The organism is Bacillus sp. FSL R5-0512 (assembly GCF_038593295.1).
Taxonomy (GTDB): Bacteria; Bacillota; Bacilli; order Bacillales; family Bacillaceae; genus Bacillus; species Bacillus safensis.
The window spans coordinates 2,944,748-2,962,712 of record NZ_CP151982.1 but is presented as its reverse complement, the minus strand read 5'-3'; the positions used below and the strand labels follow the sequence as shown (position 1 = coordinate 2,962,712).

At 42.3% G+C, this 17,965-nt stretch carries 14 protein-coding genes; all 14 read left to right on the top strand.

All coding sequences use genetic code 11. From position 1 onward, the window contains the following. Positions 1-3: 3 nt before the first annotated feature. Positions 4-726, top strand: a complete 723-nt coding sequence (locus NSQ25_RS15330) for a response regulator transcription factor (protein WP_024423448.1) — start codon at positions 4-6, stop codon at positions 724-726. 3 nt (positions 727-729) lie between these two features. Continuing rightward, positions 730-2,484, top strand: a complete 1,755-nt coding sequence (locus NSQ25_RS15325; protein WP_034280895.1) for a HAMP domain-containing sensor histidine kinase — start codon at positions 730-732, stop codon at positions 2,482-2,484. Positions 2,485-2,619: 135 nt separating this feature from the next. Beyond that, the gene (gene uxaC / locus NSQ25_RS15320; protein ID WP_326135781.1) at positions 2,620-4,059 is read left to right on the top strand and encodes a glucuronate isomerase; all 1,440 of its coding nucleotides are present in this window, start codon (positions 2,620-2,622) and stop codon (positions 4,057-4,059) included. A gap of 57 nt (positions 4,060-4,116) precedes the next feature. Continuing rightward, on the top strand, positions 4,117-5,127 hold the full coding sequence (locus tag NSQ25_RS15315; protein ID WP_034280892.1) for a LacI family DNA-binding transcriptional regulator: 1,011 nt from the start codon (positions 4,117-4,119) through the stop codon (positions 5,125-5,127). 58 nt (positions 5,128-5,185) lie between these two features. Beyond that, entirely contained in the window at positions 5,186-6,643 is a 1,458-nt protein-coding gene (locus NSQ25_RS15310; protein ID WP_326135779.1) for a tagaturonate reductase, read from the top strand. After that, positions 6,640-8,133, top strand: coding sequence for an altronate dehydratase family protein (locus tag NSQ25_RS15305; protein ID WP_034280890.1), 1,494 nt, complete (start codon positions 6,640-6,642; stop codon positions 8,131-8,133). Before NSQ25_RS15310 ends, NSQ25_RS15305 begins: the two co-directional genes overlap by 4 nt. Before the next feature lie 20 nt (positions 8,134-8,153). Next, positions 8,154-9,569 (top strand): glycoside hydrolase family 28 protein, encoded by a 1,416-nt coding sequence (locus tag NSQ25_RS15300; protein ID WP_326135778.1) that lies wholly within the window; start codon positions 8,154-8,156, stop codon positions 9,567-9,569. A 148-nt stretch (positions 9,570-9,717) separates the two neighbouring features. Continuing rightward, the gene (locus tag NSQ25_RS15295) at positions 9,718-10,668 is read left to right on the top strand and encodes an ABC transporter substrate-binding protein (RefSeq protein ID WP_065215175.1); all 951 of its coding nucleotides are present in this window, start codon (positions 9,718-9,720) and stop codon (positions 10,666-10,668) included. Further along, a complete protein-coding gene (locus NSQ25_RS15290; RefSeq protein WP_252049804.1) occupies positions 10,634-11,692 on the top strand; it encodes an iron ABC transporter permease in 1,059 nt (352 codons plus the stop codon). Before NSQ25_RS15295 ends, NSQ25_RS15290 begins: the two co-directional genes overlap by 35 nt. Then, positions 11,689-12,975, top strand: coding sequence for a heme ABC transporter ATP-binding protein (locus NSQ25_RS15285; RefSeq protein WP_326135776.1), 1,287 nt, complete (start codon positions 11,689-11,691; stop codon positions 12,973-12,975). The genes NSQ25_RS15290 and NSQ25_RS15285 overlap by 4 nt, the downstream gene beginning before the upstream one ends. A 180-nt stretch (positions 12,976-13,155) precedes the next feature. Continuing rightward, positions 13,156-14,055, top strand: a complete 900-nt coding sequence (dapA, locus tag NSQ25_RS15280) for a 4-hydroxy-tetrahydrodipicolinate synthase (protein WP_326135774.1) — start codon at positions 13,156-13,158, stop codon at positions 14,053-14,055. 7 nt (positions 14,056-14,062) lie between these two features. Next, positions 14,063-15,235 (top strand): iron-containing alcohol dehydrogenase, encoded by a 1,173-nt coding sequence (locus NSQ25_RS15275; RefSeq protein ID WP_326135773.1) that lies wholly within the window; start codon positions 14,063-14,065, stop codon positions 15,233-15,235. Positions 15,236-15,298: 63 nt separating this feature from the next. Further along, entirely contained in the window at positions 15,299-16,705 is a 1,407-nt protein-coding gene (locus NSQ25_RS15270; RefSeq protein ID WP_034280883.1) for a sodium:solute symporter family protein, read from the top strand. After that, positions 16,702-17,877, top strand: coding sequence for a sialidase family protein (locus NSQ25_RS15265; protein WP_211043463.1), 1,176 nt, complete (start codon positions 16,702-16,704; stop codon positions 17,875-17,877). Before NSQ25_RS15270 ends, NSQ25_RS15265 begins: the two co-directional genes overlap by 4 nt. The last annotated feature ends 88 nt before the right edge of the window (positions 17,878-17,965 follow it).

The following is a 17,965-nucleotide window of genomic DNA, read 5'->3' as shown; positions in this document are numbered from 1 at the left end:
TGCGTGGAAACAGCAAAAATATTGATTGCAGATGACGAAGAAGCAATTGTGAAAATGGTTGAACGCGTATTAAAAAAAGAAGGATTCAAGCATATTTATAAAGCCTACCATGCAGATGAAGCATTAGATATTGTCAAAAACGAGGACATCCACCTCTTACTTCTAGATGTAATGATGCCCGGTAAGTCTGGTTTTGACGTTCTGCCTGAAATCAGAAAGTTAACGAAAGTGCCTATTTTCTATTTAACTGCAAGAACGTCTGATGTCGATAAACTGACGGGCTTTGCACAGGGGGCAGATGATTACATCACAAAGCCATTTAACCCGCTTGAGCTAGTGGCTAGAATTAAGGCTCACCTAAACCGAACTTATATCTCCTTACAGGAGGAGCAAGAAGACACTCAAAGCCAATATCATTATGCCCATTTCTCCTATCATCCTCATGCAGCCGAATTGAAAGTAAGAGGAGAGGTGACGGCATGTTCTGCTCAGCTTCTTTCTTTGCTGAAGTACTTTTGTGACCATCCGAATGTGGTTCTCTCAAAAGATCAAATCTATGAGAAAGTATGGGGCGTCCCATCATATGGTGATAACAACACTGTCATGGTTCATATTCGAAAGCTGAGGGAAAAGATTGAATTAGATCCGAGTCAGCCAGAATATATTGTGACGATCCGTGGTATGGGATATAAATTTATACCGCACCCTGCAAAGGTCCTTCAATAATTTATGAATTTACGAGCAAAACTTTTCTTTCACTTTGTCGGACAAATGTTTATTGTGATTGCCATTCTGACGATCGGCAATACGTTCTCTGAGAACTTATATTTAAATAAATACTATGAGAACATGACCGAAACTGGTTTAACAAAAGCTGATGGAGATACACTCATGAGCTGGCTTTATTTTAACGAGGATGGAAAAATGGAAGCCGACGATCAGCTCAAGCAAGCAGTGGAAAAAAGAGACGGCTGGCTGCAAGTGATTGATTCAAAGAAGAATACCGTTTATAGCTATCACCGCCCTAAATCAATTCCAACGTCTTATCAAAAGGATGAAATGATCAAGATCTTTGAAAAAAGGGAATTTAAAGATTACAAGATGTACTTCTGGCCAATTGAGATTGATCAAGAAAGTTTTACTGTGTTATATGGGTTCAAAACGAACAGCACAAAGGTAGCCAATTATCTGAAACAGCACGAGAAGAATTTGGCTGCATTATCTCAATATTCGGTTGAAACGAAAGAATTCTTGAAGAGAATGAATGGATCGGTTCATTTGTTCAATGAAGAAGGAAAATATTTAAAAGGCATTCGGGCCAACACTAGTTTGAAACATAACGTAACAGATGTTGAATTGCTCAAGTATCAATCGAAGCCTTGGGAGTTTAGAAGTGACCTCACTTATATGAAGGTGAATAAAAACCTGTATATCATCGTCTCGGTACCAAATAAAGTATACAGCCCAGACGAGCTTTACGATAAAGAGAGAGACGCTTTAAATCAATATACAACCATCTTAATTGCAGGTCTTGCACTCACTATTATTATTGTCATGACATTGTGGTATTCGTATCGTTATGGGCTGCCAATTTATCACATTATTCGCTGGCTGATTTTCTTATCAAAAAATAAATTGCAGGAACCAACAAATAGAAAGGGAATTCCAGTCAGTAAAAATAAAAAAGGCCGTATTAAGCGGGAATACCGATTATTTGAGGATATCCTAAAAACAATGGATCAGCTCACGCTTACATTAAAAGAGAATGAAGCAAACCGAAGAAAAATTCAAACCACAAGGGAAGAATGGATTGCAGGATTGTCTCATGATTTGAAAACGCCTCTAAGTACGATTTACGGCTATGGACTCATGCTTGAATCCGATCAATATCAATGGTCCAAAGAAGAAGTCATGGAAATGGGACAGGTGATTCGTGAGAAATCAGAATACATGTCGACACTGATTGAGGATTTAAACCTCACGTACCGATTGAAGAATGGTGCCCTGCCTATTAATCGGAAACCGGTTGAACTCAGTGAATTTTTAACTTCCATTATGGACGAGTTTTCAAGAAGCTCTTCATCTGAGGATTATCCATGCTCCTTTGAAGATCAAACAGATGGTGTCATATTTGAGATCGATAAAGCATGGTTCAGACGAGTGATTGAGAACCTGCTGGCGAATGCAGTGAAGCATAACGAAAAAGGCACCCATATTACAGCTGTTTTATCTGAAACAGAGGAAGAAGTTCGGATCGAAATGAAAGACAATGGCCGCGGAATGGCACAGGAAACGGTGGATCACCTATTTAACCGCTATTACAGAGGGACAAATACAAATGATCCAACGAACGGAACAGGTCTCGGGCTTGCGATAGCAAAAGAGCTCGTCTTGCTGCATGACGGTGATATTCAAGTTGAAAGTGAACTAGGCACTGGAACAACTATTGCGATTATCCTAAAAAAATCATCACCTGTAAAATAGCCAAAAAACGATTTTCTTTTCTAAAGGAGATCGTTTTTTCCTGTTTTAGGATTGAAATCAATTTTGTAAACGATTACAATAAAATTGTTAACGTGAACAAATTATTTTTATCTATATGAGAAATGGGGGAGTTTGATGAAAGCCTTTTTAGATGAACAGTTTTTACTCAACAGTCAGACGGCGGAAAAGCTATACCATGAGTTTGCTAAGGACCTTCCAATTATAGATTACCATTGTCATTTAAGCCCCGAAGAAATCTATGAAAATAAAACCTTCCATAATATCACCGAAGCATGGCTTTACGGAGATCATTACAAATGGCGTGCCATGAGAGCTAATGGCATACCCGAATCGCACGTCACAGGGGATGCCTCAGACTATGAGAAATTTCTGGCGTGGGCGAAGACCGTTCCCATGACCATTGGAAACCCGCTCTATCACTGGACTCATTTAGAGCTGAGACGATATTTTGGAGTTGAAGAACTTTTAAACAAAAAAACCGCACACATCATCTGGCAAAAAGTAAATGAAAAGCTGCAAGGAGAGGGTTTTGGTGCAAGAGACTTCATTGTGAAATCGAACGTTGAAACAGTCGTGACAACAGATGATCCAGTCGACTCGCTTTGCTATCATCAAAAACTGCGGGAAGAAGGATTCACTGTGCAAGTACTGCCCGGATTTCGGCCTGATAAGGCACTTGATATAACGAATCACCTATTTATAGCGTATGTTCACGAACTGGCAGAGGCTTCATCTACTCCAATCCAATCCTACCAAGACTTTTTGAAAGCACTCCGTACAAGAATTGATTTTTTCCATAAACAGGGCTGCCTGATCTCAGATCATGCCATTAACGAAATGACGTTTGAAGAAACGACGGAAGAAGAAGTGGAAGCCATCTTTCATAAAAGAATGTCTGGGCATTCATTGACGGAAAAAGAGAAGATCAAATTTAAAACACAAACATTCATAAAGCTAGGTCAGGCTTACTATGAGCGGGGCTGGGCGATGCAGCTTCATATCAATGCGCTTAGGAACAACAATACGAAAATGTTTGAGCGGCTTGGGCCAGATACAGGGTATGATGCGATGAATGATGAAGACATTGCCAAGCCGCTTTGCAGAATATTGGACCGTTTAGAACAAGAACAGGCACTGCCAAAAACCATTCTTTATTCCTTGAATCCTAGGGATCATGTTGTGATTTCCACATTGGCTGGAAGCTTTCAAGACGGGACGACACCTGGGAAGATCCAGCACGGCACAGCTTGGTGGTTTAATGATACGAAACAAGGGATGACAGAGCAGATGATGGCTCTATCCAGTATTGGGCTGATCAGCCGTTTCATTGGGATGCTGACAGATTCACGAAGCTTTTTGTCGTATACAAGGCATGAATATTTTCGAAGACTGCTTTGCGATATCATTGGAGATTGGGTAGAAAAAGGAGAAGCCCCTTATGATCTTGAGCTGTTAGGGGGAATCGTGAAAGGAATCAGCTATGAAAATGCCAGGCAGTATTTCCAATTTGACCGGGCAAATAAGCTCAAGCATCACCCAAACAAAATGACATGAAGAAAATGAAAGCGGTTTTATGATAAGATGGTAAAAAATCATAAAAGGCGGAATAGCATGACAGTCACAATTAAAGACATAGCAAAATTGGCAAACGTCTCTCATACCACGGTATCAAGGGCTTTGAATAACAGTCCTTTTATTAAAGAGAAGACAAAACAAAAGATTTTGTCGATTGCAAAACAGCTGAATTATTCACCGAATGTCCATGCGAGAGGCCTAGTATCACAAAAATCATTTACAATCGGTCTGTTTTTTACGAGTTTAACAGAAGGCACATCTTCAAGCTTCTTTGTGGATGCGTTAAAAGGTGTCAACAGCGTCATGACAGAGTATTATAATCTCTTTGTAAGAGGAATTGACGACTTTCACGATTACACAACCATTCATAAACAACGCTACGATGGCATTTTGCTCATGAGTCAAAGCGAACACGATGAAGCATTTATCCATCATGTGAAGAAACAGGGCATTCCCATCATTGTGCTGAATCGCCGTGTAGAAAGTCATGAGGTCATGAATATATTAGCAGATGATAGTCAAGGAGCTTACCAGGCTGCACACCATTTCATTCAGCAAGGTCATGAACAAATCGCCATCATTGAAGGGAAAGAAGGCTTTAAATCAACTCAAGAAAGAAAAGCTGGTTTCCTGCAAGCGTTAATTGATCACCAAATACCTATGAAGAAAGAATATATGATGAAAGGCGACTATCACATGAAAAGCGGCTATGAATCAATGGAATCGCTGCTGGCCCTTGATGATCCGCCAACAGCGCTCTTTTGCTCAAACGATGACATGGCGATTGGTGCAATGAATGCATTATTTGCAAAAGGCAAAACGTGTCCAGGTGATATTTCTATTATTGGTTTTGATGATATTGCCTTTTCATCCTATACCACACCTGCATTGACAACGGTGAAAAAACCGATTGAAAAAATGTGTGCACTTGGAGCAGAAGCTATCCTTTCAGTGATAAACGGTGAAGAGCAAGAAGAAGATCATATGGAAAAAGTGTATGTCCACACAGAGCTGATGATAAGAGATTCAGTCAAAAAGGTGCAGTAATCAGCACCTTCTCAGAAAAATGTTCACGTGTGCATAATACTTGGAGAGGGGAATCCATTTGAAACGATTATCAGAAGCCATATACCCGGCACCTGAGTATCCGGAAACGATTTTGCAGATTGGTGAAGGAAATTTTATGCGAGGATTTATCAATTGGCACATCCAGAAGCTGAACGACTGCACAGATTTTAAAGGAAGAGCGGTTGTTGTTCCTCCTCGAAAAGGATCGGTAGCAGCATTAAATGAACAAGATGGCTTGTACACATTATGTATTCAGGGATATCATGACCAGCAAGAAATGAATGAACGTATGATCATCCAATCGATTAGCAGAGGAATTAGTACGTATACGGATTACGAGGAATTTTTACACGTAGCGGAAAACCCGAATCTCCGCTTTGTTTTCTCAAACACGACAGAGGCAGGACTTGTGCTCAGAAAGGAGGATCGTTTGGAGGATCGGCCGCAAGCCAGTTTTCCAGGAAAGCTGACAGCGTTCTTGTATCACCGGTTTAAAGCATTTGCTGGAGATGAGCAGAAAGGACTGATCATTCTGCCTTGTGAATTGGTTGAACAAAATGGTGATCGATTGAAGGAATATGTGATCAGTATGGCAGCTGAGTGGGAACTGCCGCCTGCGTTTTTTACATGGATTAAGGAAGCCAACACGTTTTGTAATACGCTTGTGGACCGGATTGTCCCTGGATTCTCTAAGAAAGCGGCTGACATCGTACGAAAGGAAGAAGGGTATATCGACGAATTGCTTGTCACGGCAGAATATTATCATCTTTTTGTCATTGAAGCGCCCGCTTTTGTGAAAAAGGAGCTCCCCTTTCAAGAAGCAGGATTAAATGTACTTTTTGTAGAGGATATTGCGCCTTATCGTATGAGCAAGGTACGAATTTTAAATGGTGCACATACGGCGATGGTGCCGATTGCCTATTCATGCGGTTTAGAAACTGTAAAGGAAGCTGTGGATGATGAGCATGTTGGTCCGTTCATCCGGCGTATGCTGAAGGAGGAAGTATTGCCAGGGCTTGAACTCCCTGAAGATGAGCTTCTTCTTTATACACAATCCGTTTGGGATCGTTTTTGCAATCCATTTGTAAAGCATCAATTGCTGGATATTGCGCTGAATGGGGTATCCAAATTCCGAACCCGTAATCTTCCGTCATTGCTTGATTATGTCGAGCGAAAGAAACAGCTGCCAATGAAACTTGTGTTTTCACTTAGCAGTCTCATTTATTTCTACAGAGCACATGCAGGAAGGGTAAAGGATGATGAAACTGTGCTAACGCTCATGAAGGAAGCATGGGACGAGGAAAACCATTCTAATGAAGGAGTTGCAGCGAAAATTCTTTCATGCGAGTCATTATGGGGCAGAGATTTAACAGATATAAATGGATTGAGTCAAGCTGTAGCTGATCAGCTTACCCTCATACAGACGCATGGGATGAGAGCAGCTGTTCATCGAATGATGCTTCATCAATATGAAAGTCAGGGGGAGAAAGCATGAAAGACTTTATTGTCATCCACCCTTCAGATAATGTCGGTATTGCTTTAAAAGGACTTGAGCAAGGGGAGGAGCTGCAGCATCAAGGACATACGATTATCTTAAAAGAGACCGTCGCCAAAGGTCATAAGTTTGCATTGGCTGAAATCAAGCAAAGAGAGAATATTATCAAATATGGCTATCCCATTGGTCATGCAGTGACTGCCATTTCTGCTGGAGAATGGGTGCATACGCATAATATCAAAACCAATCTATCTGGCAAGCTGGAATACGAATACCAGCCTTCATTATCAGAAAACCCCTATGAAAAAACGAATCTTACATTTAAAGGGTATAAACGAAAAAATGGCGGAAGCGGAATCCGCAATGAGCTTTGGATTGTTCCTACCGTTGGATGCGTGAATGGCATCGCCGATCAAATGATCCAAATATTCATCGCTGAAATGGGTGGAAACATCCATCCTTTTGAAACAGCCCTTGTATTAAAGCACAATTATGGCTGCTCACAGCTTGGGGACGATCATGAAAATACCAAAACCATTTTACAAAATGCGGTGAAGCATCCTAACGCTGGAGGAGTACTCGTTCTTGGGCTTGGGTGTGAAAACAATGACATTGAGGATTTTCAGTCCACATTAGGTGAATATGACCGTACGAGAGTGAAATTTTTAAGAAGCCAAGAAGTAGGAGATGAGATTGAGACGGGAGTCGCTTTACTCAAGGAAATTTATGATGCGGCGAAAGAAGATCATCGTGAAGACATTCCGTTATCTGAGCTGAAAATTGGCTTGAAGTGCGGAGGATCAGATGGATTCTCTGGTATTACCGCAAATCCGCTTTTAGGCAGACTGTCCGATTTTCTTGTCGCGCAAGGCGGAACAACTGTGCTGACAGAAGTGCCAGAAATGTTTGGTGCTGAAACGATTTTAATGGAGAGAGCGGAATCAGAAAAGACTTTCGACAATATTGTGCAAATGATCAATGACTTTAAACAATACTTCATGGATCATCGACAGCCGGTATATGAAAATCCTTCCCCGGGAAATAAAGCAGGTGGAATTTCGACATTAGAGGATAAATCTCTTGGCTGTACACAAAAAGCAGGTACTTCTGATATTAAAGATGTATTGAAATATGGAGAGCTGCTGAAACAAAAGGGATTGAACCTATTAAGTGCACCTGGTAATGATTTAGTTGCTTCATCTGCACTTGCTGCTTCTGGCTGTCAAATGGTCCTGTTTACAACAGGCCGGGGGACACCATTTGGTACGTTTGTGCCAACAATGAAGATCTCAACCAACACAGCCTTATATGAAACAAAAAAGCACTGGATTGACTTTAATGCCGGAGAACTGCTTGAAGATGTACCGGAAGATGTTGTATTAGAAAAATTCATTTCAACTGTCATTGATGTGGCGAGCGGGAAGCTGTTAAATCATGAAAAAAACAATTTTAGAGAGCTGGCTATTTTCAAAACAGGTGTCACACTTTAAGGCGACTGGGGGATGAGAAAGTGTCTAAAAAACGGGATTTGATGTATATCACAGCAGGAACGGTACTAACTGGAGTCGGAATTGCTCGTTTAGCAAAGCAAGTGAAGAAAAATAAGAAAGCAAACGGAATTGATCAAGTGCTAAAGCAGATAAAAGCACCGCAGTTCCAAGATCGTGAATTGAATGTGGTGCATTATGGAGCAGATGCGGAAGGGCAAGAGCTTTCTACAAATGCCATTCAGTCTGCCATTGATGATGCGCATCGGTTGAAAGGGGGACGGGTGCTGATCCCAGCAGGGACATTTTTGACAGGTGCTTTAGAATTGAAAAGCAATGTAGAACTTCATCTGCATGAGAAAGCCTATGTGACATTCAGCCAAGACCCAAAGGATTACTTGCCTCTTGTACTGACAAGATATGAAGGGGTTGAACTTTATAATTATTCACCTCTCATTTATGCACACCATGCAGAAAACATCGCTATAACTGGAGCCGGAACCCTTGATGGCAGAGGGGATGAGCATCATTGGTGGCCCTGGAAGTATGGGACAAATGGCCAGCCCTCTCAGGATCGGGATCGCCAGCTTTTGTTTGAAATGGCGGAAAAGAGAATACCGGTAGAAGAAAGGGTATTTGGAGAAGGTCATTATTTAAGGTCGAGCTTTATTCAGCCATACCAATGTCAGCATGTGCTAATCGAAGGAGTGACAGTGAAGGATTCACCGATGTGGCAAATTCATCCTGTGTTAAGTGATAACGTCATCGTCCGCGGCGTTAAAATCATTGGGCATGGACCAAACACAGATGGTGTCAATCCGGAATCTTGCCGGAATGTGCTCATTGAAGATTGTTATTTTGATAACGGAGATGATTGTATTGCCATCAAATCGGGCAGAAACGAGGATGGACGGAGATTAGGGATTCCATCTGAAAACATTGTCATTCGTAGAAATGAGATGCGGGATGGACACGGCGGTGTGACGATCGGGAGCGAAATCTCTGGCGGAGTAAGGCATGTTTATGCAGAAGATAATGTCATGGACAGTCCGAACCTTGACCGGGCACTGCGTATTAAAACCAACTCTGTCAGAGGCGGCACCATTGAACATATTTATTTTAAAAACAATACAGTCAAAAGTCTAAAGCATGAAGTGGTCTGTATCGACATGATGTATGAGGAAGGAGATGCTGGTCCGCATCGTCCTGTTGTACGTCATATTGAAGTGGAAGGACTCAAAAGCAGCGGCGGACGATATGGTGTGAAAATAGCCGCATATGCACATTCTCCTGTGACTCACTTTAAAATGAAAGATTGTGTCATAGATGATGTGGCGTATCCATTATCTTTAGAGCATGCCGTTTCTCCTGCTTTTCAGAAAGTCGTCATCAATGGAGAACAAATCAATTCATTGAAGAGTGAAAAACAGTCTTTTTAGAGGCTGTTTTTTTGTTTTATGAACAGAAAAGACGCTTTTAGAAATCACATATACAACCTATCTGCACTGTAGTATAATATTCCCGAAATTAGAAAAGAATTGACGAAAGAGATTTCGTTAAGCAGTACATAAACCAGGGGGTTCACTCATGAAAAAGTTAACAGCTATTTGGCTATCGTTATTGCTTGTGATGGGTGTTTTAGCAGGATGTGCAGGCGCTGAGACAGATCACAAAGCAAAAGGGTCACAAAATAAAGAAACGGCCACTGCGGCATTTCCCGTATCGATAAAAGATGCAGCTGGCAAAACAGTCGAAATCAAAGAACAGCCTAAACGAATTGTTTCGTTAATTCCAAGTAATACGGAGATTGCTTATGCACTCGGTCTTGGAGATAAAATGGTTGGACGATCAGACTTTGACAATTATCCAAAGGAAGTCGAAAAGGTAGAGAAGATTGGCGGACTTGAATTCAATGTCGAGAAGGTCATTTCCTTAAAGCCAGATCTTGTCTTAGCACATGCATCTCAGATGGGATCAAAAAATGGATTTAAACAGCTTGAAGATGCAGGGATCCAAGTGCTGACTGTAAATGATGCAACGTCCTTTAAGGATGTGTACAAATCAATCAATATGATCGGTGAAGCAGCTGGCGTGAAAGAAGCATCAACAAAGCTTGTAGACGAAATGAAAACAAAGCTGAATGACATCAAGAAACAAGCAGAGGGGATTTCGAAAGACAAGCAAAAAACAGTCTTTGTCGAAGTATCAGGTGCACCTGAAATCTATACAACTGGTAAAAATACATTTATGGATGAAATGCTTTCTGTTATCCATGCCAAAAATGCTGCAGGTGATCAAACTGGCTGGGTGCAAATGACGGAAGAATCGATCATCAAGCGAAATCCTGATGTCATCGTTACAATTGATGGATCAGGCTTATCTGATTTGAAAAAAAGAGACGGCTGGAATGCAATGAAAGCAGTGAAAGAAAAACAAGTCTTTCAATTGAATACGGATCTCGCATCAAGACCGGGACCGCGATTGGTTGAAGGAGTCGAGGCTCTTGCGAAAAACGTCTATCCTGACACGTTCAAATAAATTGATCATCGCATATACACTAAGTGTTTTACTTCTTGTGATGAGCATTGGAATGGGAATCTCCTTTGGAAGCTTAGGGATTCCCATTCCTTCTATTCTTCGTATATTTGTTCATGAACTATTCGGAGTGCAGTTTGGAACCATTGATTCCATTGATCGCAATATTATGATGAACATTCGGCTGCCAAGAGTCATATTAGCGGCATTAGTCGGAGCAGCACTTGCGTTATCTGGTGCAGCTTTTCAAGGTTTATTAAAAAATCCTCTCGCTGACCCTTATACGCTGGGGGTATCTCAAGGGGCATCAGTTGGAGCCGTAGCGACCCTGTTTTTCAGCTTGCAGCTCCCGCTTTTTGGCAGTTTCACACTGCCATTATTCAGTATGACAACAGCGCTTGTGACCCTCTGTCTCGTTCTCTTTTTTGCGCGTCTTGTTCATCGGGGGATGAGCATTTCTTCTTTAATTTTGACAGGAGTAATTTTCAGCTCTTTTTTGGGTGCGCTCATTTCATTGATGATTGCTTTAACAGGTGATGATCTAAAAGAGATCATTCATTGGCTGCTTGGCAGTGTGTCCATGAGGGGCTGGCGTTATATTGTGCTTTTTCTTCCTTTCTTTCTTATTGGGACCTTTGCGTTAATGTTGATGGGGCGGGATTTGAATGTGATGACGTATGGCGAGGAGAAGGCAAAGCTATTAGGTGTTCATGTGAAAAGGAGCAAATATATTGTGCTGCTGGCGGGCTCGATCCTGACCGGAAGTGCAGTAGCGGTATCAGGGACGATCGGTTTTGTAGGACTTGTGATTCCGCATTTTATCCGCCTCTTCACTATCACAGATCATCGGCATCTGCTGCCTTTATCTATGCTGAACGGTGCTTCCTTTCTTGTATTAGCAGATGTGTTATCCCGTACCATCATTGAGCCGACTGAATTACCGATTGGCATCATTACTGCGTTAATTGGTGCACCTGTATTTGGCATCATCCTCATTCGTAAATATAGAGGGGGGACGCACGTATGATTCAAGTGAAGGAAATCAGAGGTGGATATGGAGAGAAAGAGGTCATTCGAGGCATTAATCTTGAAGTAAAGCAAGGAGAATTTCTCGGTATACTCGGTCCAAACGGGAGCGGTAAGACGACCCTTCTTAAAATGATGGCAGGGATTTTAGCACCTAATAGCGGAGAGGTGCGTATCGGCGGTCACCTTATTCAATCCTATCCGCCAAAGGCGCTTGCGCAAAAGGTGGCAGTTCTGCCGCAGAAAACGGACCAAGCTTTTTCATTTACGGTGGAAGAAACCGTCCAATTCGGTCGTTATCCATATCAAAAAGGGTGGCTGCAATCTGTCACGCGAGAAGATGTGCAGGTCGTCAGCAAAGTAATGGAACAAACGGGTGTTGCACAGTTTAAGAATCAATCCATCCATGAGTTAAGCGGAGGAGAACAGCAGCGTGTATATTTAGCACAGGCATTGGCGCAGCAGCCTGAATATTTATTGCTGGATGAACCAACGAGTTTCCTTGATTTAGCCTATCAAAAAGATTTGCTTGATTTAATTAAAGAAGAAACTGATTCCTCTAGGTTAACGGTCATTGGTGTATTCCATGATGTGAACATCGCTAGTTTATATTGTGATCGGCTGCTTCTGCTTCATGAAGGAAAGACAGACATGTTAGGACTGCCGCATCACGTCTTGACCACTGAACGAATCAACCGTGTGTATGAAACAAATGTGACACCGCTCCAGCATCCATTTAGGGCTAACCCCCAGCTGATGGTTGAGCCTGCAGCCCCTTCAAAAGCATCAATTGTAAACATAGCGGATGGCTGGAGGACTTATAGCTCAGAAGGAATGACGTTTTCCATTAATCAGCCTCTTCGCATCCTTTCCTCACATAAGAAAAACGGCGGGTTCTTTTGGAAAAGGTCTATTGGAACGGGAAAGAAGACGCTTCATGAGCAGCTAGAGTCATCTGAAGATATGCTGTTTTTCGAGCAAGCTAACGGATTAGCACAATTTGCCGCAGAAGACGCCGAAGACGATATGATCCTTTGCGGCATGCTTCAGCAAGAAGAGTTGGCCATTTGGCTTATCCTGAAACGATCTTTATCAGACGGAGCAGCTGTTCAGCTCATGGGGCAGCTTATGCACATCATGAAGCAAGAAACAAGCATTCCAATCCATCATCTTTGTATTGCTACACCCAATACGCATGAAACGGAAGATGCTGACCTTTTACACGAGAGATTAGGACAAAAGGTGCATGGGCTTCTTCAAAAGTTGAATGCCATTCAAAAGTGAACCAAAATGGTTCGCTTTTTTTGTTGAAAACATCAACAGCTGCATAAGAAATGAACTTAATATAACGAAAAATCAAAAAAGTGTTGCTAATTAAATCACAATCCTTTTATAATAAAAAATATGAAAGCGCTTAAAATATGACGTGTTTAAAAATGCAACACATAAGAAAGGGAGGATTATTTGGACATTCAAGGGATTATACCAGCTATTTTGACACCGCTTACTGAGGAAGAACATTTTCATCCCGAAGTGGCAACGCAATTAGTGAATCGTTTGATCGACTCAGGTGTACACGGCATCTTTGCTTTAGGCACAAATGGAGAGTTTCATTTGTTTTCAGAGGAAGAAAAGCTTCAAATTGCTGAAACTGTCGTGAATGCTGTTGGCAGACGAGTGCCGGTATTCATTGGAGCAGGTGAAAATAGTACGGAGGCAACCATCAGGCTGTCAAACAAACTGGCAGATCGAGGGGTAGATGTTCTGTCTATCATTACACCTTACTTTGTTGCACCAACCCAAGAAGAGCTGTATGAGCACTTTCGTCACATATCTGAGAATGTAGATATTCCGATTCTGCTTTATAACATTCCATCTAGAACAGGAGTATCTCTAGCACCAGAGACGGTTGCGCAGCTCAGTGCACTGCCGAATGTGCTAGGCATTAAAGATAGCAGTGGAAACATTGAAAATATCAAGGCATATCTGGATGTCACAAAAGATGAAGATTTTGTTGTCCTTGCAGGTACGGACTCACTCATTTTGGAGACATTGAAACTCGGCGGAGCAGGGGCGGTCGCAGCAACTGCAAATGTACTTCCTGAAACTGTCGTTGGACTCTATGAATCTTTTCGAAAAGGGAAGCTTGACGAAAGTGAGCACTTCCAGAAGCAGCTGCAGCCATTAAGAGCAACATTCGGTTTAGGGACATTACCAGCGCCTTTGAAAAAGGCAGCAGAGCTTTATGGAATTCCAGTTGGCCCGCCCAAAAGCCCTGTAAAAGAGCTGTCAGGTGAGGCATTAGAAGCTGTGGCACAAATGGTTGAAGACTATCGCAAACAAGGAAAAGGGGCAAAGGAGTAGTGAAGAGATGACGATCACGCATTATCACTTTCAGACGGCATCACACATTGTATCTGGCGCAGGTTCTTTAGACCTTCTTGGGGAGAAATTAGATAGTTTAGGGCTTAGCAGACTCACATCCATTTTTATATTAACGCAGCCATCTATCGTATCACTTGGTTATGCAGATCACATCAAAAGAGAACTTGCGAAAAAGGGGATAGCAAGTGAGATAAGTACAGAAATCAAACCTGAACCAACAGAAGAAAATATCGAGGACGTATTACACACATTTTTAAGAGGAGAGCATGACGCCATTATTGGAATTGGTGGCGGGAGTGTCCTTGATGCTGCAAAAATTTTAGCTGTTCTTAAGACAAACGATCAGCCGATTTCTGCTCTCGTTGGCACAAATCTTGTGGAAAAAAGGGGAGTGCCAACGATTCTCATTCCGACAACATCTGGTACGGGATCTGAGGTGACACCAAATGCAATTGTGACTTTTCCAGAAAAGGAATTGAAAATTGGAATGGTTAGTCCGCATCTTTTGCCAGACCTTGTCATCTTAGATCCAGCACTTACTCTCAACTTGCCGAAATCTATTACCGCAGCTACAGGTATGGATGCTTTTACGCATGCGCTTGAATCTTATATTTCAAATAAAGCCAACCCATTCAGTGATATGTTTGCACTGGAATCGATGCGGCTGATTTCAGGAAGTATTCAGGAGGCATATCATCACGGGGAGAACATGAAGGCAAGAGAAAATATGCTTGTTGGTGCAATGTATGGAGGAATGGCGCTTACAAGTGCCGGAACTGCTGCTGTTCACGCTATGGCTTATCCATTAGGGGGGAAATACAAGATTTCTCATGGTGTTGCTAATTCCATGCTGCTTCCGCATGTCACTGCTTTTAATGCAGATCATATCATTGATCGGCTTGAACATGTGGCAAGAGCAATAGGACTAGCGGGAGCTCACACAAAGCAGGATCTTGCAGAGCGTGTGATTCATCAAATTGAAGAATGGACAGCGGATTTACACATTCCACAGCAGCTCAAAGCTTTTGGCGTGTCCAAGGAGGATGTACCGGCACTTGCTCAAGCAGCTTCAGAGGTGAAGAGGTTAATGGACAACAATCCAAAGCCAATGTCTGTTTCTGATATTGAACAGGTATACATGAAACTGCTCGACGCTTAACGCTTCATTGGGATGGGAATGAGAAGTTGCTTCACACGGCTTGCACACAAAGGGGGATTTTAAATGAATGTCTTAAGCAGTTCTGTCATCACATTTATTTTGATCGTCATTATTCTCTATATACTATTTACGACTTGGCTGACGATGCGTTTCCGCAGTAAATCCAATTCAGAATTTAACAATGCTGCTAAGTCACTTCCAGCCATTGTAGTCGGTATTTTGCTCATGAGTGAATTCATTGGAACGAAATCCACTGTTGGAACTGCAGAATCTGCCTTTACGCATGGGCTTTCTGCTTCATGGTCTATTGTGACTGTTGCTATCGCCTTTTTTATCTTTTCCTTTTTCTTAGTAGGCAAGTTTTATCGAACAGGACAGTACACCATTTCAGGTATTATCGATCAGAAGTTTGGAAAATCAACGAAGCTAGTTGTTTCTGTTATTATGATTGCTGCATTACTGCTTGTGAATCTAGGAAACTATTTAAGTGGGTCAGCTGCTATTGCATCCATTTTGGGGCTTCCTTTAATGACCTGTGCGATCATTACGGCCGTTGTGAGTACATTTTATTTTACATTTGGAGGAATGAAAGGGGTTGCATGGGTCACGATCCTTCATTCGATCGTGAAGTATGCGGGGATTTTAATTACACTAGGGGTAGCTCTTTACTTAACAAAAGGCTTTGAACCAATGAAACAAACGATGCCTGATCATTTCTTTACATGGGACGGGACAATTGGATGGGGGACGATAGGAGCTTGGTTTATAGGAAACATGGGTGCCATCTTTGCTACGCAGTTTATCATTCAAGCAATCACTTCGTCGAAAAGTGAGCGTGAGGCAAAGAAATCAACACTTTATGCGGCTCTGCTTTGTTTGCCGCTCGCCATTGCAATCGGTGTGATCGGCGTAGCTGCACATTATTTGTATCCAGACATTGATCCTATTTATGCCTTCCCTGTCTTTTTACAGCATATGAATCCAATTTTGAGTGCCATTGTGGCAACATCGCTTGTGGCATCCATCTTTGTCGGTGTGTCGACGGTTGCGCTTGCGACAACAACCTTAATTATGGATGATTTTTATGTACCGAAAATGAAACCAACACCGGAGCAGAGAATGAAAGTCACGAGGTATGTGGCTGTACTCGTTGGAATTGTGCCTCTTGTAGGAGTAGCACTTGCGCCGGAGCTGCTGTCCCTTTCCTTTTTTACAAGGGCGCTTCGAACATCGATCGCTGTTGTAGCAGCAATGGGCTTTTACTTGCCGTACTTTAATTCAAATAGAGGGGCGACCATTGGCCTTGCTGCTTCAGGTGTTACCACGACGGTTTGGTATTTACTCGATAATCCATTCGGAATCGATAATATGTATATTGCCATTATCATTCCTTTCCTTGTGCTGGTAATCGATCGACTTTTCAGTCCGCCTGCTAAAAAGGATCAACCATTGAAAGGAGAATTGTCATGAAAAATGAAGAGACTGTGATAAAAATAGATGGAATTTTGCGACAAAATGAACAAGATACAGAGAGAAAAGAAGCCTTTCTGCCAACAGACTGTGTGCAGAATCATGCGGCCAATCTACTTGAGCTGGATAATGGAGATGTATTATGTGTTTGGTTTGGCGGAACGCAGGAGGGAATACCTGATATCTCAATCTATATGTCGAGACTCAAACGGGGAAGTAACAAGTGGACAGAGGCAGTGAAGTTATCTAACGATCTTGCACGCTCTGAACAAAATCCAGTTCTGTTTCAAGAGGAAAATGGCAGGCTATGGCTGCTGTATACCGCACAGCTATCTGGGAATCAAGATACGGCCATCGTGAGATACCGGCTATCAGAGGATAGAGGTGAGACATGGGGTGAGATTGATACTTTGTTTGAACAGCCGGGTACGTTTATACGTCAGCCGATTGTTGTACTGGATAATCAAGATTGGCTGCTGCCGGTCTTCTATTGTAAGACCATTCCAGGCGTCAAATGGACGGGGAACCGGGATGTCAGTGCTGTGAAGATTTCATCCGACCAAGGAAAGACATGGGATGAGGTCATTGTACCAAACAGCACGGGCTGTGTTCATATGAATATTGGAAAGTGTGCAGACGGCTCCCTCATAGCCCTCTTTAGAAGCCGGTTTGCTGATTCGATTTATATCAGCCGTTCCGTCGATCATGGGCGGACATGGTCTGAGCCAAAGGCGACGGAGCTGCCCAATAATAATTCATCCATTCAATTTACCGTGCTCCAAAATGGGCATCTTGCCCTCGTCTATAATCATATCAATGCGGATGAGCAAACAGAACGAAGAGCTTCTTTATATGATGAAATTGAGGATGAAGGCGATACGCGCACGGCTGTTGATACAGAAGCACGTCCAGCCTTTTGGGGAACACCGCGTGCACCGATGACTTTGGCGCTCTCTGAGGATAATGGTGATACATGGCCTATCAGACGTAACCTTGAAGTGGGTGATGGATATGCGATGACAAACAATTCAAAGGACAAACTAAATCGAGAGTATTCTTATCCATCCATCACGGAAGGAAAAGACGGGAAGCTGCATATTGCGTTTACGTATTATCGGCAGGCGATCAAATATGTGTGTGTGACAGAAGAATGGGTCAATCGCACTTCTTAACTGCAAGAGGGCCCTGCTTCTGGTGAATTGTAACCCTCATTTGCTTCATTTATAATTGATGTTTGGAGGGTTGTCCCCATTTTCTATC

Coding starts and splice junctions, on each gene's coding strand:
- NSQ25_RS15315 (WP_034280892.1), top strand. CDS start 4,117: ATGACAGTCACAATTAAAGACATAGCAAAATTGGCAAACGTCTCTCAT.
- NSQ25_RS15265 (WP_211043463.1), top strand. CDS start 16,702: ATGAAAAATGAAGAGACTGTGATAAAAATAGATGGAATTTTGCGACAA.
- NSQ25_RS15305 (WP_034280890.1), top strand. CDS start 6,640: ATGAAAGACTTTATTGTCATCCACCCTTCAGATAATGTCGGTATTGCT.
- NSQ25_RS15295 (WP_065215175.1), top strand. CDS start 9,718: ATGAAAAAGTTAACAGCTATTTGGCTATCGTTATTGCTTGTGATGGGT.
- NSQ25_RS15285 (WP_326135776.1), top strand. CDS start 11,689: ATGATTCAAGTGAAGGAAATCAGAGGTGGATATGGAGAGAAAGAGGTC.
- NSQ25_RS15325 (WP_034280895.1), top strand. CDS start 730: ATGAATTTACGAGCAAAACTTTTCTTTCACTTTGTCGGACAAATGTTT.
- NSQ25_RS15270 (WP_034280883.1), top strand. CDS start 15,299: ATGAATGTCTTAAGCAGTTCTGTCATCACATTTATTTTGATCGTCATT.
- NSQ25_RS15275 (WP_326135773.1), top strand. CDS start 14,063: ATGACGATCACGCATTATCACTTTCAGACGGCATCACACATTGTATCT.
- uxaC (WP_326135781.1), top strand. CDS start 2,620: ATGAAAGCCTTTTTAGATGAACAGTTTTTACTCAACAGTCAGACGGCG.